The organism is Microbacterium hydrocarbonoxydans (assembly GCF_023715885.1).
GTDB lineage: Bacteria > Actinomycetota > Actinomycetes > Actinomycetales > Microbacteriaceae > Microbacterium > Microbacterium hydrocarbonoxydans_C.
In genome coordinates, this window is record NZ_JAMBOY010000003.1 from 1 (window position 1) to 16,052 (window position 16,052).

18 protein-coding genes and 1 pseudogene are annotated in these 16,052 nt (G+C 69.1%); 8 read left to right on the top strand and 11 right to left on the bottom strand.

Translation table 11 applies throughout. The features are described from left to right. The first annotated feature begins 830 nt into the window (after positions 1-830). The 4 genes and pseudogenes from M3195_RS08270 to M3195_RS17200 all read left to right on the top strand — a co-directional run bounded on the left by M3195_RS08270 (position 831) and on the right by M3195_RS17200 (position 2,430). Positions 831-989: a hypothetical protein gene (locus M3195_RS08270; RefSeq protein WP_251586482.1), complete on the top strand. Its 159-nt coding sequence runs from the start codon at positions 831-833 to the stop codon at positions 987-989. A 55-nt stretch (positions 990-1,044) separates the two neighbouring features. Then, positions 1,045-1,341 (top strand): dihydrofolate reductase family protein, encoded by a 297-nt coding sequence (locus M3195_RS08275; protein ID WP_251586484.1) that lies wholly within the window; start codon positions 1,045-1,047, stop codon positions 1,339-1,341. A 147-nt stretch (positions 1,342-1,488) separates the two neighbouring features. Continuing rightward, positions 1,489-1,819 (top strand): annotated as a pseudogene (locus M3195_RS17195) (DUF7882 family protein). A 131-nt stretch (positions 1,820-1,950) separates the two neighbouring features. Beyond that, positions 1,951-2,430, top strand: a complete 480-nt coding sequence (locus M3195_RS17200) for a hypothetical protein (protein ID WP_251586486.1) — start codon at positions 1,951-1,953, stop codon at positions 2,428-2,430. 55 nt (positions 2,431-2,485) lie between these two features. Here M3195_RS17200 and M3195_RS08290 read toward each other — a convergent pair whose 3' ends face one another. The 3 genes from M3195_RS08290 to M3195_RS08300 all read right to left on the bottom strand — a co-directional run bounded on the left by M3195_RS08290 (position 2,486) and on the right by M3195_RS08300 (position 4,518). Continuing rightward, the gene (locus M3195_RS08290; protein ID WP_251586488.1) at positions 2,486-3,325 is read right to left on the bottom strand and encodes an alpha/beta fold hydrolase; all 840 of its coding nucleotides are present in this window, start codon (positions 3,323-3,325) and stop codon (positions 2,486-2,488) included. Between the two features lie 159 nt (positions 3,326-3,484). Next, on the bottom strand, positions 3,485-4,051 hold the full coding sequence (locus M3195_RS08295; protein ID WP_251586490.1) for a TetR/AcrR family transcriptional regulator: 567 nt from the start codon (positions 4,049-4,051) through the stop codon (positions 3,485-3,487). Beyond that, positions 4,051-4,518: a nuclear transport factor 2 family protein gene (locus M3195_RS08300; RefSeq protein ID WP_251586492.1), complete on the bottom strand. Its 468-nt coding sequence runs from the start codon at positions 4,516-4,518 to the stop codon at positions 4,051-4,053. Before M3195_RS08300 ends, M3195_RS08295 begins: the two co-directional genes overlap by 1 nt. Positions 4,519-4,836: 318 nt before the next feature. Here M3195_RS08300 and M3195_RS08305 point away from each other — a divergent pair, with 318 nt between their 5' ends. Then, positions 4,837-4,983, top strand: coding sequence for a hypothetical protein (locus M3195_RS08305; protein ID WP_251586494.1), 147 nt, complete (start codon positions 4,837-4,839; stop codon positions 4,981-4,983). 42 nt (positions 4,984-5,025) lie between these two features. On the opposite strand, the gene M3195_RS08310 is transcribed toward M3195_RS08305, so the two are convergent. The 3 genes from M3195_RS08310 to M3195_RS08320 form a co-directional block, all read right to left on the bottom strand. Further along, positions 5,026-5,673 carry a hypothetical protein gene (locus M3195_RS08310; protein WP_251586495.1) on the bottom strand — a complete coding sequence of 216 codons (648 nt, stop codon included), beginning with the start codon at positions 5,671-5,673 and terminating at the stop codon, positions 5,026-5,028. Positions 5,674-5,750: 77 nt separating this feature from the next. Then, the gene (locus tag M3195_RS08315) at positions 5,751-6,059 is read right to left on the bottom strand and encodes a hypothetical protein (RefSeq protein WP_251586497.1); all 309 of its coding nucleotides are present in this window, start codon (positions 6,057-6,059) and stop codon (positions 5,751-5,753) included. 540 nt (positions 6,060-6,599) lie between these two features. Then, positions 6,600-6,953, bottom strand: a complete 354-nt coding sequence (locus tag M3195_RS08320; RefSeq protein WP_251586499.1) for a hypothetical protein — start codon at positions 6,951-6,953, stop codon at positions 6,600-6,602. 114 nt (positions 6,954-7,067) lie between these two features. Here M3195_RS08320 and M3195_RS08325 point away from each other — a divergent pair, with 114 nt between their 5' ends. After that, entirely contained in the window at positions 7,068-7,982 is a 915-nt protein-coding gene (locus tag M3195_RS08325; protein WP_251586501.1) for an NAD(P)-dependent oxidoreductase, read from the top strand. Between the two features lie 165 nt (positions 7,983-8,147). Beyond that, positions 8,148-9,407, top strand: coding sequence for a Na+/H+ antiporter NhaA (nhaA, locus tag M3195_RS08330; protein ID WP_251586503.1), 1,260 nt, complete (start codon positions 8,148-8,150; stop codon positions 9,405-9,407). Between the two features lie 80 nt (positions 9,408-9,487). Here the strand turns inward: nhaA and aztD are convergent, their stop codons facing one another. The 4 genes from aztD to aztB are packed head-to-tail and all read right to left on the bottom strand — an operon-like array spanning position 9,488 to position 13,753. After that, complete coding sequence (gene aztD / locus M3195_RS08335) at positions 9,488-10,690, bottom strand: zinc metallochaperone AztD (protein WP_251586505.1); 1,203 nt, start codon at positions 10,688-10,690, stop codon at positions 9,488-9,490. Between the two features lie 38 nt (positions 10,691-10,728). Next, a complete protein-coding gene (gene aztC / locus M3195_RS08340; RefSeq protein ID WP_251586508.1) occupies positions 10,729-11,649 on the bottom strand; it encodes a zinc ABC transporter substrate-binding protein AztC in 921 nt (306 codons plus the stop codon). After that, positions 11,646-12,845 carry an ABC transporter gene (locus M3195_RS08345; RefSeq protein WP_251586510.1) on the bottom strand — a complete coding sequence of 400 codons (1,200 nt, stop codon included), beginning with the start codon at positions 12,843-12,845 and terminating at the stop codon, positions 11,646-11,648. The genes aztC and M3195_RS08345 overlap by 4 nt, the downstream gene beginning before the upstream one ends. Beyond that, a complete protein-coding gene (aztB, locus tag M3195_RS08350) occupies positions 12,842-13,753 on the bottom strand; it encodes a zinc ABC transporter permease AztB (RefSeq protein WP_251586512.1) in 912 nt (303 codons plus the stop codon). Before aztB ends, M3195_RS08345 begins: the two co-directional genes overlap by 4 nt. Positions 13,754-13,808: 55 nt before the next feature. On the opposite strand from aztB, the gene M3195_RS08355 reads away from it, so the two are divergent. Continuing rightward, on the top strand, positions 13,809-14,432 hold the full coding sequence (locus M3195_RS08355; protein ID WP_251586514.1) for a metal ABC transporter ATP-binding protein: 624 nt from the start codon (positions 13,809-13,811) through the stop codon (positions 14,430-14,432). On the opposite strand, the gene M3195_RS08360 is transcribed toward M3195_RS08355, so the two are convergent. Then, complete coding sequence (locus M3195_RS08360) at positions 14,429-16,027, bottom strand: FAD-dependent oxidoreductase (RefSeq protein ID WP_251586516.1); 1,599 nt, start codon at positions 16,025-16,027, stop codon at positions 14,429-14,431. The two genes, M3195_RS08355 and M3195_RS08360, sit on opposite strands and share 4 nt — an antisense overlap. Between the last annotated feature and the right edge of the window lie 25 nt (positions 16,028-16,052).

Sequence of the window (16,052 nt, forward strand, 5' to 3'; positions counted from 1 at the left end):
TCACGGCTTTGATCAGGATCTCGTACTTGGCCACCGTTCACGATGTCCTGAGACATCCCCGCGACACCAGATGAACTGTTCACGATGTCCCGAGACACCCGTTCACGATGTCCTGAAACCAGACACCACCGTCACCGCCATGGAAACCCCCGAGAAATCGGGGGTTCTTCCGTATCCGGGGTGGGGCGTGGTGCATTGGTGGTGCAGATTTCGAGCGAGCGCCGCGAGGACCTCTCCGAACCGGGTGCGATCTGGGGCCGAACTCCCTCCGTCACCTCGAGGGTCCCTCCTCCCTTTGAAGCGGCTGCGGTGCGGTCTTCGTTGTTAGGTGCGCGCCTGGAACCCGTATGCTCACGCTCATGGCTCCCCGACCACGCTAATAGTCCGGATAAGTGTTCTTATCGTCGGTAATGGGCCAGACGTTGAAGTGAGATGCGGCTGAGTAGGTGAGCGGCGTCTGACCGGTCGCCGAGCGGGATCGCGAGGGCCTGCACCATCGCAAAGTAGCGAGGCACTGCACGTCATCTCGAATGCGGCATGAGGTGATCGGAACCTGCGAGGTGTACTGCCAGGACTGCCAGGACCTCGCTCATTCCTGCTCTGCGCCGTAGCCAGAGTCCGTACTTGAAGGTCTCCGCTCGATCATCGACAACGGCGCCACGGTGAGTCGCCCGCTCGTCGTCTGAGCAGCACGGCGAGCGAACGCATGACCGCAGGGTCTTGCGTGGCGTGTGGTGCTCAGGTGGAATACCGTCATGCGCAGGTTGGTCGTTTCGGTACTCACGTCTGTCGATGGCATGTTTGAGGGGCCTGCGAAGGACCTCAGTCAGATGCCGTTCGAGGACGCGTTCAACACCCACAACCTCTCTCTGCTGCGGAACGCCGCGACGCTGGTGTACGGCAGCACGTGGTTCCCCGACAACTGGCGCTCCTGGTCCGCCGTCGCCGCCGACTCGGCGCAGAGTGACCGAGACCGTGAGATCGCGTAGGCGGTACTGGCGATGGAAGCGATCGTCATCAGTGACTCGATGACGATCGCCTCAGATGAAACCCTGGGCCGAGACAACGCGAGTCGTCGCGCGAGACGATGCGATCGACGAGATCCGCACGCTGAAAGCCGGTGACGGTGGGGACATCTTGATGTTCGGGAGCGCCACGGCATGGAACCCGCTGATGGTCGCTGGGCTCGTCGATGAGCTCATCGTTCTCGTGGGTGCCGCGCTCATGGGGTCCGGGTCTCCGCTGTACAGCGGGCCGCGCATCGGGCTCGACCTGGTGAGCGCCCGCACGGTGCCGAACTCACAGCTCGTCGAGCTGCGCTACGCGCCAGAGGGCGGATAGCTCGATGTTTCTGTGACCCCATACGAAAGTGGGGATGGCACCGCACTGCGTTCCGTGAGAGCGTGGAGACATCCCCACCAGCGACTCGGACGGATTGCGCCTCTTGGCACGGGTTCCCGTGGAGATAGAGGAGAGACGAGGCCCATCATGGGCAAGTTCATCTACGAGGGCGGACCGAAGGTCGACATCGAAGACCGGGCCCTCACGCACGTCCAGCTGGTCATCACGGCAAAGCTCCGGCGCGGAGAGCCGTTCGCGTTCTCCTGGAGGAAGACGCAGCATCGGCGGCGGCCGCACGACCGTCTGGGTGCATGCCGGCTCGAACATCGTGTTCAAGTACTTCGGAAGCCGGGCGCCGAAAGTGAACCGAGCGTGGATCGACGATCTGTCCTTCGCCGCGAGTGCGCCGTCAGGTCTGTACGTGACGCCGGAGCCGGCGGCGACGAGTGCGACGGCGCGGCCTGTCGAGTTGGTCTGAGACGCTCACACGCGAGCGGTCTTGGACTGCGACGTCTTGGACTCGCTCATAGGGCGGCTCCTCTCGAGTACGCGAAGAGCCGCCCCGACGTTGATGCGCGGGGCGGCTCTTCAGTGGGCGGGTCGTCAGCTATGCGTGCCGGCGACCTCGTACTCGGCGACGAGTGCCTTCGCCGCTGCGAGGAACTCGGGGTCGATGCGTACACCTCCAAGGATCTTCATCAGGTCCTTGCAGGATGCCGCCGGGCGGTGGTCACTGGCGTTGACGCCGGCGAGGTAGTCGCCGGCGAATCGACCCTCGAACCCGTCCGCGACTACAGCGATCTGCTCGAGCGTCTCTGGCATGACCACAAGGGCGCGACAGCGATCTACCAGTTCGACATCGGCTTCAACGAGACTGTGCGGCGCCATCAGACGCGAGATCTTCGAGACGCGTTCGGTGCCGACGAGATGCGCGAGTGGTACGACGGGTGGAAGCCGTTGCCGTGGATCGACGAACATCGGATCGGGCCGGATGCCTCGGTAACACACTGTGAGCCGGATCCTCGAGGGGTCTCCGCGGGTAGGCCACTAGCTGGCTTCAAAGACTTGCGCTTCGGCGCGTACGGCTGAGGGCCGCTCACAATCGTGCTGTTAGCGGCCCTCAAGGTGTATAGCGGGTGGAGCGTCAGGCCTGCTGGATGAACGCGAGGATGTCGGCGTTGATGGTCTCGGCATCGGTGGTCAGCATGCCGTGCGAGAGGCCTTCGTAGACCTTCAGGGTCGAGTTGGACAGCAGCTCGGCCTGCTTGAGCGCGGCCTCCTTGTAGGGGACGACCTGGTCATCGTCTCCCTGCAGAACGAGCACGGGAACGGTGATGGCCTTGAGGTCTGCGGTCTGGTCGGTCTCGGAGAACGCCTTGATGCCCTCGTAGTGCGCCAGTGCGCTGCCGGTCATGCCCTGACGGACCCAGTTGTCGACGACGGGCTGAGAGATTGCGACGCCGTCGCGGTTGAAGCCATAGAACGGGCCCGATGCGACCGCGGTGAAGAACTCGGCGCGGTTGGCGGCGAGGGCTTCGCGGAAGCCGTCGAAGACGGCGATCGGGACGCCAGCGGGGTGCTCGTCGGTCTGGACCATGAGCGGGGGCACGGCGGCGACGAGGACGGCCTTGGCGACGCGCCCCTGGGGCTGGCCGTACTTCGCGACGTAGCGAGCGACCTGGCCACCGCCGGTGGAGTGGCCGACGTGGATGACGTTCTTCAGGTCGAGGTGTTCGACGACGGCGTTGACGTCGCTGGCGTAGTGGTCCATATCGTGGCCGGTGCCGATGTCGGAGGAGCGTCCGTGCCCGCGGCGGTCGCTGGCGATGACGCGGAAGCCCTTGGACAGGAAGTAGAGGATCTGGGCGTCCCAGTCGTCGGACGACAGCGGCCAACCGTGGTGGAACATGATCGGCTGGGCATCACGGGGGCCGAAGTCCTTATAGAAGATCTCGGTTGCGTCTTCGGTGGTGATGTATGACATTGAATTTTCCTTTCAGGATCGTCGAGCTGTGTCGACGGAGCGTGGGGCGAACGAACGCGAGTGGGCGTTCACGCGCCCTTGTGCATATAGATGAGTACGCGGATGGGATGAGGTGGAGTCGGCGAGTGTTGAAATCGCCAGTTTCCGTGAGGTGTCTGCTCAGTGAACGAGGGTGAGCAGTCGCATCTTGGTGCGGTCGACGACTCCGATGAGGGTCGCGTCGTCGTCGTAGGCGCGGGCCAGGATCAGGCCCCCTTGGATGGTCGCGACTGTGTCCAGTGCGAGGTCCGCGGCCTCTTGTGGCGAGAGTCCGGCGATCTTGAGGACTCCGGTAAGGGCTTCGACCCAGTCGGTGAAGTAGGCCTTGACCGCCTTGGCGAAAGTCTCCTGCTCCTCTCCCAACGTGATCGCGGCGAACAGGCACACGCGCTCCCGGGAGATGAAGTAATCAGCGACCTCTCGCGACATGTTCTCGATCGCCTGCCGGGGATTGGTCGCGGTGCGGAGAGGTTCGAAGATCTTCTCTTCGAACCAGTCGTTGACCTGGGCGAGGACGGCTCGGGCCATGTCGGTCTTCCCCGCGGGGAAGAAGTGGTAGAGACTGCCGCGGCCGATGCCGGTCTCCTGCTGGATGACGGACAGGGAACCACCCTCGAAGCCTCGCTTGCGGAACACGCCGGCGAGGGCGAGGACCGCGTCGGACCGGTCGAGGACGGTTCTGGCCATCAGAGACCGAGCTCGCTCAGGCCGGGGTGGTCGGCGGGACGGGGACCGGAGTTGTCCCAGAAGAACTTGCGGTCAGACTCGTCGATCTCGACGTCGTTGATGCTCGCGTGACGGTGCGTCATGAGTCCTTCCTTGTCGAAGTGCCAGTTCTCGTTGCCGTAGGCGCGGAACCACTGACCCTCGGCGTTGCGGTACTCGTAGGCGAAGCGCACCGCGATCACATCGCCAGTGTAGGCCCACAGCTCCTTGATGAGCCGGTAGTCCAGCTCGCGGTCCCACTTGCCGGCGAGGAACTCGATGATCGCGGAGCGGCCCTGCACGAATGTGGAGCGGTTCCGCCACCAGCTGTCCTCGCTGTAGGCGAGAGCGATGCGCTCCGGGTCGCGGGTGTTCCAGCCGTCTTCGGCGGCGCGGACCTTCTGGATCGCGGTCTCTTCGGTGAACGGGGGAAGGGGCGGACGGGACATGATGACTCCTCGTTTTCAGTGTTCTCTGTACCGAGCGGTTCAGTGTGAACTAAACGGTACAGAGAGCGAATGCGCGTGTCAACACGAGATGCGAAACATCTTCAGCATTGCCGGGAGAACCGCGGAATCACGCGGAGAAGTCGCCCGAGATTCGTGGTTCGTGCTTTCCACCTATCGGCTCAACCCGGTGAAGTACCGCGACTTCTTCTGGGCGTGAATGTGCCGGTTGATCGTCACGATGTCGATCCTGACCGTCTCGGCCTACCTGCTGTTCTTCATCATCGATCGCCGCGCTCGCCCCCGATCCGGTCTTTCCCGGTGCCCCAGGTGCTCGTGCCCGTACTGGCCATCCCGCTGCTCGCGATCGGCGGGAGCGGCGAGAACGACGCGGCGCTGTTCATCGCGGCGATCGTCTTAGGAGTGCTCGGCGGATCCTCGGTCCTCCTGATCCGCAGCGTCCGATGAGCGCGGGCGCGGCTTGGGGGGCGAGGAAGGCGATCGAGGCGCTCAGTCAGCGTCCCCGAGAATCGGAACGGCCCAGATCCGCGCAGCATCCGACACCAGGCGGTCGATGCCGTCCGGAGTCTCGCGACGAAGAGGTGCGCCGTCGCGCGTGACGGGCACCGGTATCGCGACCTGTTCCGCGCCATGCGACACGACGATGACGAGGGTCGGGTAGAGGAAGGCGCCCTCCTGGATGCCGCCTTTCGCGACTCCCGCGATCCGATCGCGGGGCACGCTGTAGGCGGTGAGAAGCCGTGCGCCGCCGCGAATCAGGCGGAACCCGGAGTGGTCGATCACACCCGAGGGGCTCGACGTCAGCAGCCCCCGCGGTGCGGTGCCGAGCCCGAGCTGGGGGATCGCGCGTGAAAGGAACGTCGCGACGCCGTTGAGTGCGTAGGAGCCGAACACGCGCGCCTGCGGCTCACTTTCGTGAAGAGCCCGCCTCTGGTCGCGTTGCAGCCGCTGAATCCGGCCCAGCACGATCCAGAGGATCAGGCCTGCGATCGCCACTCCCGCGACGAACACGAGCACGGTCGCGACGGGGGACTCACCGTCGATGAGCGGGCGCAGGAGCGCTCCCCAGACGAAGAAGGCGGCCAGCACGGCCGCGATCACGAGGACCAGTCTGTTCGCGGGCGGGTTCTTGCGCACAGCAACTCTCTCCTTCAGGCAGGGGTCGGGGAATGCGTCGTTCGAGCACGGCTCGTCCGTGCCTCGGAAGGCGACAGTCAGCCCAGGAAGGCGGCCGCGGGCAACAGCTGCACCACGCCGAGCACGACTCCGACGATCGGCCACGCGTACCCACCGCGATCGATTCGGGCGAACACGATCCCGATGATGCCGAGGACGAGGGCGACAGGTCCGAAGAGCACGGCGATCGGCAGTGTGACGAACAGCAGCCAGCCGTAGTTCGGATCGCCGGTCCCGGCGAGAACGAAAACGATCGCGGTGGGAAGGATGCCGACGAGCGCCACGACCGTGGCCGCGATGCCGCACCCGAGAGCCCGACGCCGGCGTGGTGGGGGAAGATCTGTCACGCGGACGAGCTTATCGATCGGCGTCAGAGGACGGCCGAGCGCGGCCTGGACGGCAGCTGCCCGTATCTGATCACTTCTCGCTGACCCTCACGGTGAAACCCGTAAGATCCCGGCCCGCGTCCAACTCGAAAGTCCGAGGAGAGCTGTCGGCAGTGCACGCACCCTGGGCGTTCGGGACGCTCGTGCTGACCGACAGACGCTGTTCATCCTCATCGACCTTCTCGATGACGGGGACGCGGGGGCAGGAGCCGGACCCGATTGTCGTGACGACCAGGAGGTCCCCGTCAGCCCACGCACGGACCTCCGAGCCCGCCGGTGCGTCCACGACCAGAGGCTGGCCCGACGCGGTCGGCGTGCCAGGATAGCCGGGCGCGGTGAGCGCGGCGCATCCCGCGACGGAGACCAGAGCAACGAAGAGAATCACTGCTGCCGTGGTTCCTCGTGCGACTGCCTGCCCGATATCCACGGGGGAAGCCTAGTAGCCGACGGGGGAGCAGCCGCGGGTCGTCTCGTCCGATGGGTGCGAGAACCCGCCGATCGTCATTCCTCCGTCGAGTCGATGAGCTCGAGCAGCTTGCGCAGCTCGTCTCTGATCTCGGTGTGGTCGTACTGTCCGGCGCGGCTCTCGGCCGAGATCACGCCCGAGCGACGCACCGACCGGAAGTCGCCGAACGGGAAGGTGTACGCCTTCTTCGTCTCGGCTTCCTCGTCCCTGTCGACGCCGAGGTGCCAGTGCGAGAACTCCGTCCATCCGTGTTCCTCGATGAACCGGTTCTCGTCGTCGGCGCTGGGTGCCGCCTCGGACCAGTCGTCGCGTTCGTCTCTCACGACCTTCCCGTCTCGCACGAGGGAGCGCGCGTGCTTCAGGGCGGGGCGATTCAGTTCGATGACCATGCGGGAACGGTAGATCCTCGGGCACCTGGCGCCGGAGCCCCTTGACGGACGCGCATCCGCATCTCTCATCTCGTCGGTCTGGGCCGACGGCCGGTCGTATGAGACCCTGCGGGAATGGATGAAGCCCCACCCACAGGATCCCCGCCCATCATCGGCGTCATCGGCCTCGGACGCATGGGCGCGCCGATCGCGCGGGCGTTGACGGCGGAATTCGCGGTCGGCGGCTTCGACATCGATCCCACCCGCGGTGCGTCGGTGCCCGGACTACGGAGCTTCGGTTCGGCCGGGGACCTGGCCGCCGCGAGCGACGTCCTGGTGACCGTCCTCCCGGGTCCGGCGGAGTTGCGGGAGGTCATGCGCTCGGCTTTTCCGGAGCTCCGCCGCGAAGGACTCTGGGTAGACCTCACGTCGGGTGATCCCACGGTCACCCGACATCTCGCCGCGCAGGCGCACGAGCGCGGTATCGACGTCGTGTCGGCTCCGATGGGCGGTTCCGTCGCCGAGGCCGAGCGGGCAGCCCTCATCTTCTATCTCGGCGGCGCGGAGTCCGCGGTCGAACGGGCGCTGCCCGTTCTGCGACCGCTGTCGCGCCCGGACGGACTGCGGCGGGCGGGGTCGCGCCCCGAGGACGCGCAGATCGTGAAGCTGCTCGCGAACGGTCTGTGGTTCGCCCACGCCCTGGCGGCGGCGGAGGCGTTGCTCATCGGCCAGGGGCTGGGGATGCAGCCGTCGGACCTCCATCGGCTCCTGCGTGACAGCGCAGGCGGCAGCCGCTTCCTCGATGACCACGCCGAACGCCTCCTGGACGGCGACTACCTCACGACGTTCGGACTCGACCGCGTCGTCGACGAGCTCGACGCCGTCGCCGCCATGGGCAGGGTCGCCAATGCGCCCACTCCGGTGCTCGACGCGTCGGCTGACGCGCACCGCGCCGCGCTCGAGAGGTACGGCCCGGAGCTCGGAGAGCTCCTCGGGGTGAGGATGCTCGAAGAGGATGCCGGGCGAACGCTGCGGCGTGAGCGGGGGTGACCGAGCCCGCTCGTGTACGCGCCTCGGCGTGCGCGGTCCTGCGACGCACACGGCTCCCGAGGCCTCCTGCTCGGACCGGTAGAATGGGAAGCGGAGTGTCGGGAAGCCTGGTCGACGGATCCGTCGCCGACCCTGGACGACGGAGATCGACCAGAGGAGACCTTCGTGCGTGGACTGACCCGCATCTCGAACGCCCGAGCGCGGACCCGTCGGTGGGTGACCGCCGAGACGACCAGCGGCGTCATTCTGATGGTGGCCGCCGCCGTCGCGCTGCTGTGGGCGAACTCGCCGTGGCGTGAAGGCTATCAGGCGCTCTCGCAGATCACGATCGGCCCGGCGGCGCTGCACCTCGACCTCAGCCTCGCGACGTGGGCCGCCGACGGGCTGCTCGCGGTGTTCTTCTTCGTGGTCGGCGTCGAGCTCAAGCACGAGATCGTCGCGGGCAGCCTCCGCAACGTCAAGACCGCCGCCGTGCCCGTGCTCGCCGCGGTGGGCGGCATGGTGATGCCCGCTCTCATCTTCATCGCGATCGTGTCGTTCGCCGGTGACCGCACCGCCGCGCACGGCTGGGCGATTCCGACCGCGACCGACATCGCCTTCGCCCTCGCCGTGCTGGCGATCTTCGGCCGCGGTCTGCCCCGTGCGCTGCGGACCTTCCTGCTCACCCTCGCCGTCGTCGACGACCTGCTCGCGATCGTCGTGATCGCCGTGTTCTACACGGGCGACATCAACCTGCTCTCGTTGCTGATCTCGCTCGCCTGCGTCGCGGTGTTCGCCCTGCTGACCCGGATGCGCACGACCCGCTGGTGGCTCCTCGCTCCGGTCGCCCTCGCCGCGTGGGTCTTCATGCACGAGTCCGGCGTGCACGCCACGATCGCGGGCGTGCTGCTCGGCCTCACGGTGCCGGCACTGCGCGTGCACGGTGAGACCGAGTCGCGGACGCACCGCTTCGACGATGCGATCCGCCCGTTCTCCTCGGGCGTCGCCCTGCCGATCTTCGCGTTCTTCGCCGCCGGCGTCACGCTCGTGGGCGGCGGCGCGGCATCCGTCTTCCTGCAGCCGGTCGTGTTCGCGATCGTCGCCGGTCTCGTGATCGGCAAGGTCGTCGGCGTGCTCGGGGTCACGGCGCTCGTCACCCGCTTCACGCCCCTGCGTCTGCCCGACGCGATCGGCATCCGCGACCTGTTGCCGGTCGGCCTGCTCACCGGCATCGGATTCACCGTCTCGCTGCTGATCGCCGAGCTCTCCTTCCCCGACACCGAGCACACCGACGGGGCGAAGATCGCGGTGCTCCTGGGCACCGTGATCGCGGCGGCGCTCGCCGCGGCACTGCTGCGATGGGATGCCAGGGCGGCCCGCCACACCGACATGAACGAGGACGGCGTGGTCGACGTCGACACCGCGCGAATCGGCGACGACGACTGAGACATCGCCGCCGCGCCAGCACGAAGCGGGCAGGGCGTCCCTGAGGATGCCCTGCCCGCTTCGTCCGCGGATGCGGTCGCTCAACCGATCGCGACGGCCAGCTCGTTCGGCGTGTGCTCCAGCTCGACCGAGGCGATGACCTCGCCGGTGGTGAGGTCCACGGCGTGCACGCTGTTCGATGCGGGCTCGGTCACGTACGCGATGTCGCCGTCGACCTTGATCGCCGGGTGCGCGTCCTGCCAGTCGGCCGGACCCTCCCACGGGTCGATGACCGGGTACGACTCGGTCAGCTCACCGGTCTCGGGGTCGAGGACGTGGATCTGACCGTCGGTCGAGAGGATGTACGCGAGGTCGCCGGGACCACGGGCGATGTCACGGAACGTGTACCGCACCTCGGCCGGCAGGTCGACGACCTCGAGCGTCTCGGCGCCAGTGTCGATCAGCGTCACGGCGCTCAGCAGGTAGCCCTCGGCGTCGGGGTCGCGCTTGTAGTCGCCGACGACGATCGGGCTGGTCTCCGAGACGAAGGCGTTGCCCATGCGGCCGTACGTGTCGGGTGCGGTGAGCTTCGTGAACGTCTCGTCCTTGAACAGCAGCGCGCCGTTCTCGCACCCGAAGATCACGGCCTCGTCGGCCGCGGTCCCCTCGCCGTGGATGCCGGGGCACTCGGCGCTCGCCGCGGCTTCGTCCCAGTGGTCGTCGTGCGCGTGCAGGGCCATGGCGCCGGTGCGCGAGGTCTCGTCGCCCACGGTCGTGACGAGCGTGCCGTCCTCGAGCACGATCGAGACGCCGTGGTGCGCGGCGTCCGCGGTGTAGGTCGTGGCCTCCGGCAGTGCGTCGTAGCCCTCCTCCGCGAACCCGTCGGTCGGGACGATCGTGGTGCGGCCGGTGCCGTCGTCGAACAGCACCGTGTTCTCGCCGTGGATGACGACGTGTCCGGCCGTCGTGGCCTCGAACAGCGCGTCGGTGAGGGCGGGCTCGGCCGTGTCGAGCATCTGGAAGCCCTCGGATGTGGTGACGGCGATGGTGCGGCCGTCGCCGAAGGGATTCAGACGTGTGAACTCCTCGGTCTCGAACTCGTCGACGACCTCGAGCGTCTCGGGGTCGAGCACGGCGACGCCGCCGGGGTACGAGATCGCGACGCGCCCGGTCTCGGTCGCGGCGGCCGGCGATTCCTCGTCGGTGGGCGCGGAGCTCCCCGCACCGCTCGCGCAGGCGGTGGCGAGCAGCGAGACGCCCGCCAGCGCCGCGATCGCGGCACTCATCCTCATGTGTCGCTTCATGGTGTTTCCTCTCGTGTCGGGCCCCGGTCGGGGTCCTGTCATGGATTCAGTCCGTTGGCGATGCGCTCGGTGTTGGCGCGCATCATCGTCAGGTAGGTGTCGGCGCCCTCGCCCGGTTCGGTGAGGGACTCGGTGAACAGCTCGACGACGTCGACCTGGATGCCCGCCTCGGAGGCCAGCACCTGGATCAGTCGGTCGGGCTGCGACGACTCGGCGAAGATCGTGCGCACGCCCGCCTCGTCGATCGCGTCGGTGAGATCGCGCAGGTCGGCCGCGCTCGGGGCGGCGAGCGTCGTGCCGCCGGGGATGACGGCGCCGACCAGCCGGAAGTCGAACCGATCGGCGAGGTACCCGAAGACGTGGTGATTCGTCACGAGCGCCCGGCGATCCGCGGGGATCTCGGCGAAGGCCGCGGCCATCTCCTCGTCGAGGTCGGCGAGCTCGCCACGGTAGTCGTCGGCCCGGGCGCGGATCTGCTCGGCGTCGATCCCGTCGATGCCGAGCAGCGCGCTCTCCAGAGCGTCGACCACGTCGACCACGCGCGCCGGGTCGGTCCAGAAGTGCGGATCGTCGGCGCCGCCGGCATCCTCCGCGGTGTACGGGAGCACGTCGATCACGTCGCCGGCGACGAGCGTCGGCACGCCGGCGGATGCCGTGCGATCGATGTGCTGCTGCAGACCCTCCTCGAGCCCGAGGCCGTTCGTGACGAGGAGGTCCGCGCCGTCCATCCGCGCAGCCTCCTGCGCGGAGATCTCGAACGAGTGCGGATCGGCGTTCGGCTTCATGAGCGTGGTGACCTCCGCGGCATCGCCGACGACGTTCTCGACGACGTCGCCGAGGATGTTCGTCGTGACGACGATCTGCGGTCGATCCGAGCCCGCGGCATCGGCGCAGCCGGTCACGCTGACGCCGATCAGGGCGGTCGCGGCGAGCAGGGCGGTCGTGCGCAGCATCCTCATCGCCCGACCTCCGTGACGAATGTGGGCGCCGTCGGGGTCGCGAGCGACCGTGCGATGCGGGCGCCGTCGGCGTAGTCGATCTCGTGCACGACGCCCGCCGCCGGGTCGCCGACGTAGGCACGCTGCTCGTCGACGACGAGCGACGAGACGCTGCCGCCGTCGGCGAGCAGGGGGCCCGTGGCGCCGACGAGCCCGCCGCCCTCGGCGAGGTGGACGACGATCCGGCCGTCGACGTCGATCGCGACGACGTGGCCCTCGGCGTCGTCCACGGCCACCGCCCGGGCGAGCGGGCGCTCGGTCGGGACCAGGGTCCAGCTGCGCTCGCGGGTGTCGAGCAGCCAGAATCCGGTGCTCCCGGCCACGGCGGCGACGGTCGGGCGACCCTTGCGCCCGTCGAACGTCAGGGCGCGGTCGGATGCGCCCGCCGGATACGGGATGCGCTCGGTGGCGAGCTCGCCGTCCTGCCAGGTCGCGAGCACGGCGCCGTCGGCGCATCCGATCACGAGTCCCACGCGGGTCGTGATCGCGCCGGCCGGATCGACGCACTCCACGGGAGCACCGGCCGGCTCGCCGTCGCGGTCGTGGTAGACGAGCGCATCGCCGTCGGTCACGAGCGCGCCGTCGCCGACCGGGGCGACGAGTCCGGCATCCGCCCCGGTCTTGACGCGGAACACCTCATCGATCTCTCCGTCGGAGAGCGCGGTGTTGTCGAGCAGCACGGCTTCTCCCGAGCCGTCGAAGAACACCCCTGTGGTCCCGGCGGTCGACAGCGCACCGGAGACGACCGTGGCGGCGCCGTCGCCGGGTACCGTGCCGAGCAGCGCCGGCTCCGCGAGGTAGTAATGGAAGTGGTCGCCGTGGTCCCAGCTCCACCGGCCGGAGTCGATGACCTCCAGGCCGTCGTCGGTGGTGACGAATGCGTAGCGCCCGTCGCTCGCGAGGCCCGTCGGCGCAGCGGTGACGCCGAGGTCGATGGCCTCATCGCTGAGCAGGTCGAGTACCGCGGCGTTGCCTCCGGCGTCGATCGACAGCAGTCCGAGCGGCGGTTCGGCGACCTCTTCGGCACCGGCGATCGCGCCGTGGCCGTCGCCGGTCGTCGAGGTAGCCGCGGGCGCGACGCCCGGCGCGGGGCTGCACCCCGCCAGCGCGGCGATGGTCAGGGCTGCGGGGAGGAGCAGGAGGCGACGGGAGGTCATCGGTTCCTTTCGGGGAGCGCGACGGGGACTGGCGCGGGGGAGTCGGGGTCACGCGAGTCGGTGGCGCCGCCGGCGGGGTGGTGCCGCCGGGCGGCGCGGGTGAGCACGGAGCGCGTGGTCGCCGAGGCGGCCGCGAGCAACACGGCCGCGGCGGCGATCGACGGACCGGCGGCCGTGGCGACGTGCCACGACACGAGCAGGCCGAGCGTCACGGCCGCGGCGCCGAAGGCGGTCGCTGCGACCATCGTCGTAGGGATGCGTGTGGTCCATGCGCGGGCGGCGACGGTGGGGGCGAGAAGCAGACCCACGACGAGGAGCGTGCCGACCGCCTGGTACGACGCGACGACGGCCACCGTCACGAGGGCGACGAGCACCACGTGCGCCAGCTGCGGGCGGAGTCCGAGGGTGCGGGCGATGCGCGCGTCGAAGGCGGTGGCCACGAACGACCGGTGGAACGTGACGGAGACGCCGACCGTGAAGACCACCGCGACCGCCAGCACGGCGATGTCGTCGGGGCGGATGGCGAGGATGTCGCCGAACAGCAGGGCGGTGGCGTCGGTGGCGAAGCTTCGCGAGTGGGAGACGATGATCACGCCGAGCGAAAGCATCGCGACGAACAGCAGGCCGATGCTCGTGTCGTACGAGAGCCGGCCGCGGCGCTGGAGCAGGCCGATCGCCGCGCTCATCGCCGCAGCGCTCAGCGCGGCGCCGAGCAGCACGGGCGCGCCGAGCACGGTGGCGAGAGCGACGCCGGGGAGCATCCCGTGGCCGATGGCCTCGCCGAGGAACGCCATGCCACGGATCACGACCCACGTGCCCACGACGCCGCAGATGACGGCGACGAGCACTCCGCCGCACAGGGCGCGCACGAAGAACTCGACGGCGAATGGTTCGAGAAGGGAGGGCACGAGAAGCGACCTTACATGAAAGTGAGAATCATTCTCAATTTGATAGATTCGCGATATGACGACATCTCCCGCCCTGTCCGCTCGCGGCATCTGCTTCGGCTACTCCGACGACGACGTGCTGCAGTCGGTGGATCTCGACGTGCGTGCGGGGGAGGTCGTCGCGCTCGCGGGCCACAACGGCTCCGGCAAGTCGACGCTGATCGAGATCCTCGCCGGGGTGAGCCGGCCCCGCCGCGGCGCCGTGCGTCGCGACGGCGATCTCGCACTCGTCGTGCAGCGGCCCCGGGTGCCGGATTCCCTGCCTCTCACGGCCGCCGACGTGGTGCGCATGGGCACGTGGAACCGCGGTGCCCGGATTTCCCGCGTCGCCGCCCGCCGCCTGGTCGCGCGCGCACTGGAGCGGGTCGGGATGAGCGAGTCGGCCGACCGTCCGCTGGCCGAGCTGTCGGGCGGACAGCGGCAGCGGGTCTTCCTCGCGCAGGGCATCGTGCGCGCGCCCGGCATCCTGCTGCTCGACGAGGCGGCCGCCGGTCTCGACCGCGAGAGCACGGCGCGCATGCAGGTGATCCTCCACGAGGAGGCCGCGCGCGGCGCCGCCGTGTGCACCGTCACGCACCACGACGACGCGGTCGCTGCCGCCGACCGCGTCGTCCGGTTGGAACGCGGGCGCGTGGTCTAGCTCGCGATGTCCTCCGCCACGCGTACCGCGCGGAGGACGACGTCGTGCACGTGATGACCGCTCGCGGCTCCGGCTGGCCGGGGTCGCGTCTCATGCAGCTCGATCCGCCACGCAGGGTCCGCCGCGAGCGCCGCCGCGATCTCGTCGACGCCGACGAAGGCCGCCGGGTCGTACATGCGGGTCTGCGTGGCGACGTCGATCGTCTCGCGCGTCCAGCTCGGCTCGTGACCGACCGCCAGCAGCGTCCCGCCCACCGCGACAGCGCCCAGCAGACTGTCCAGTCCGCGCTGCTCGGGCGTCCGCGGGAACGAGCCGTACTGCAGCGACACGAGGTCATACCGCTCGGCGCCGTACGGTGCGGGGGCATTCGCGTCGCGCACCAGCGTGCGCACCTCGACGCCGCGCTGCTCCGCCGCCGCCTGCAGGCGGGCGAGCGCGTTGGCCGAGACGTCGACGGCCGTCACCGTCCATCCGCGCTCGGCGAGCCAGAGCGCATCGCCGCCCTCGCCCGCGCCCACATCGAGCACGCGACCGGGCGTCATGCCCTCCACCTCGACCACCAGCGAGCCGTTCGGATCGCCGCTCCAGATCGGCTCGCGATTCCCGTAGCGCGCATCCCATTCGGTCTGCGCACCCGATGGACGGGTACCGGCGGCGAGGTCTTCGCCGGCGAGGCTGAAGGCGATCTGCGCGCCGATCATGCTGCCGTTCGCCGCGGCCGGGAGCACCTGGGCGCCGCCGTCGCTCACGTTGCCCGCGGCGAAGACGCCGTCGACACTGGTGCGGCCGGTGGGGTCGACGACGAGCACCTCGCCGACCCCGGCCGGATGCGGTGCCACCTCGAGTTCGAGCGGCGCGAGCGCCTCCAGACGCGGATGCACTCGGGAGCCGGTGAGGATCGCGTCGGCGGGCAGCGCGGTGCCGTCCGCCAGTTCGACGAGCAGTGCCCCCTCGTGATCGATCACCCGTTCGACGGAGCCCTCGAGCACGGGCACGCCGGATGCGCGCAGAGCGCCGAGCGCCTCGGCATCCACCCCCGGCTCTCCGTGCAGCACGACCGTGAGCTCCGCGCACAGGTGGCGCATGAGGGGGGTGGGATGCAGACCCCTCGCGGCGGTGACGATCTGCACGACCCGCTGATCCCGCACCTCCCAGCCGTGGCAGAAGGGGCAGTGGATGACTTCGCGACCCCAGCGCTCGCGCAGGCCGTCGATGGGCGGCAGCTCGTCGACGAGTCCCGTGGCCACGAGCACCCGCCGGGCGATCAGCGCGTGGCCCCCGGTCAGCTCGACGCGGAACCCGTTCTCCTCGCGGCGCACGGCGGTGACTCGGCCGTCCAGCACCTCGCCGCCGTACGCGCGGACCTCCTCACGGCCGACTGCTCGGAGGTCGGCGGGCGCGGCGCCCTCCCGCCCGAGGTAGCCGTGCATGTGGGCGGCCGGGGCGTTGCGCGGGCTGCCGTCGTCGACGACGATCACCGAGCGCCGCTGCCGGACGAGCTGCAGCGCACCGGCGAGACCCGCGGCCGAGCCGCCGATGACGGCGACGTCGCAGTGGCGGGCGAGTGAGGAGGGGGTGGCGTGATCGTGGCTCATGCCTTCGAGCGTAGATCTGACGTGC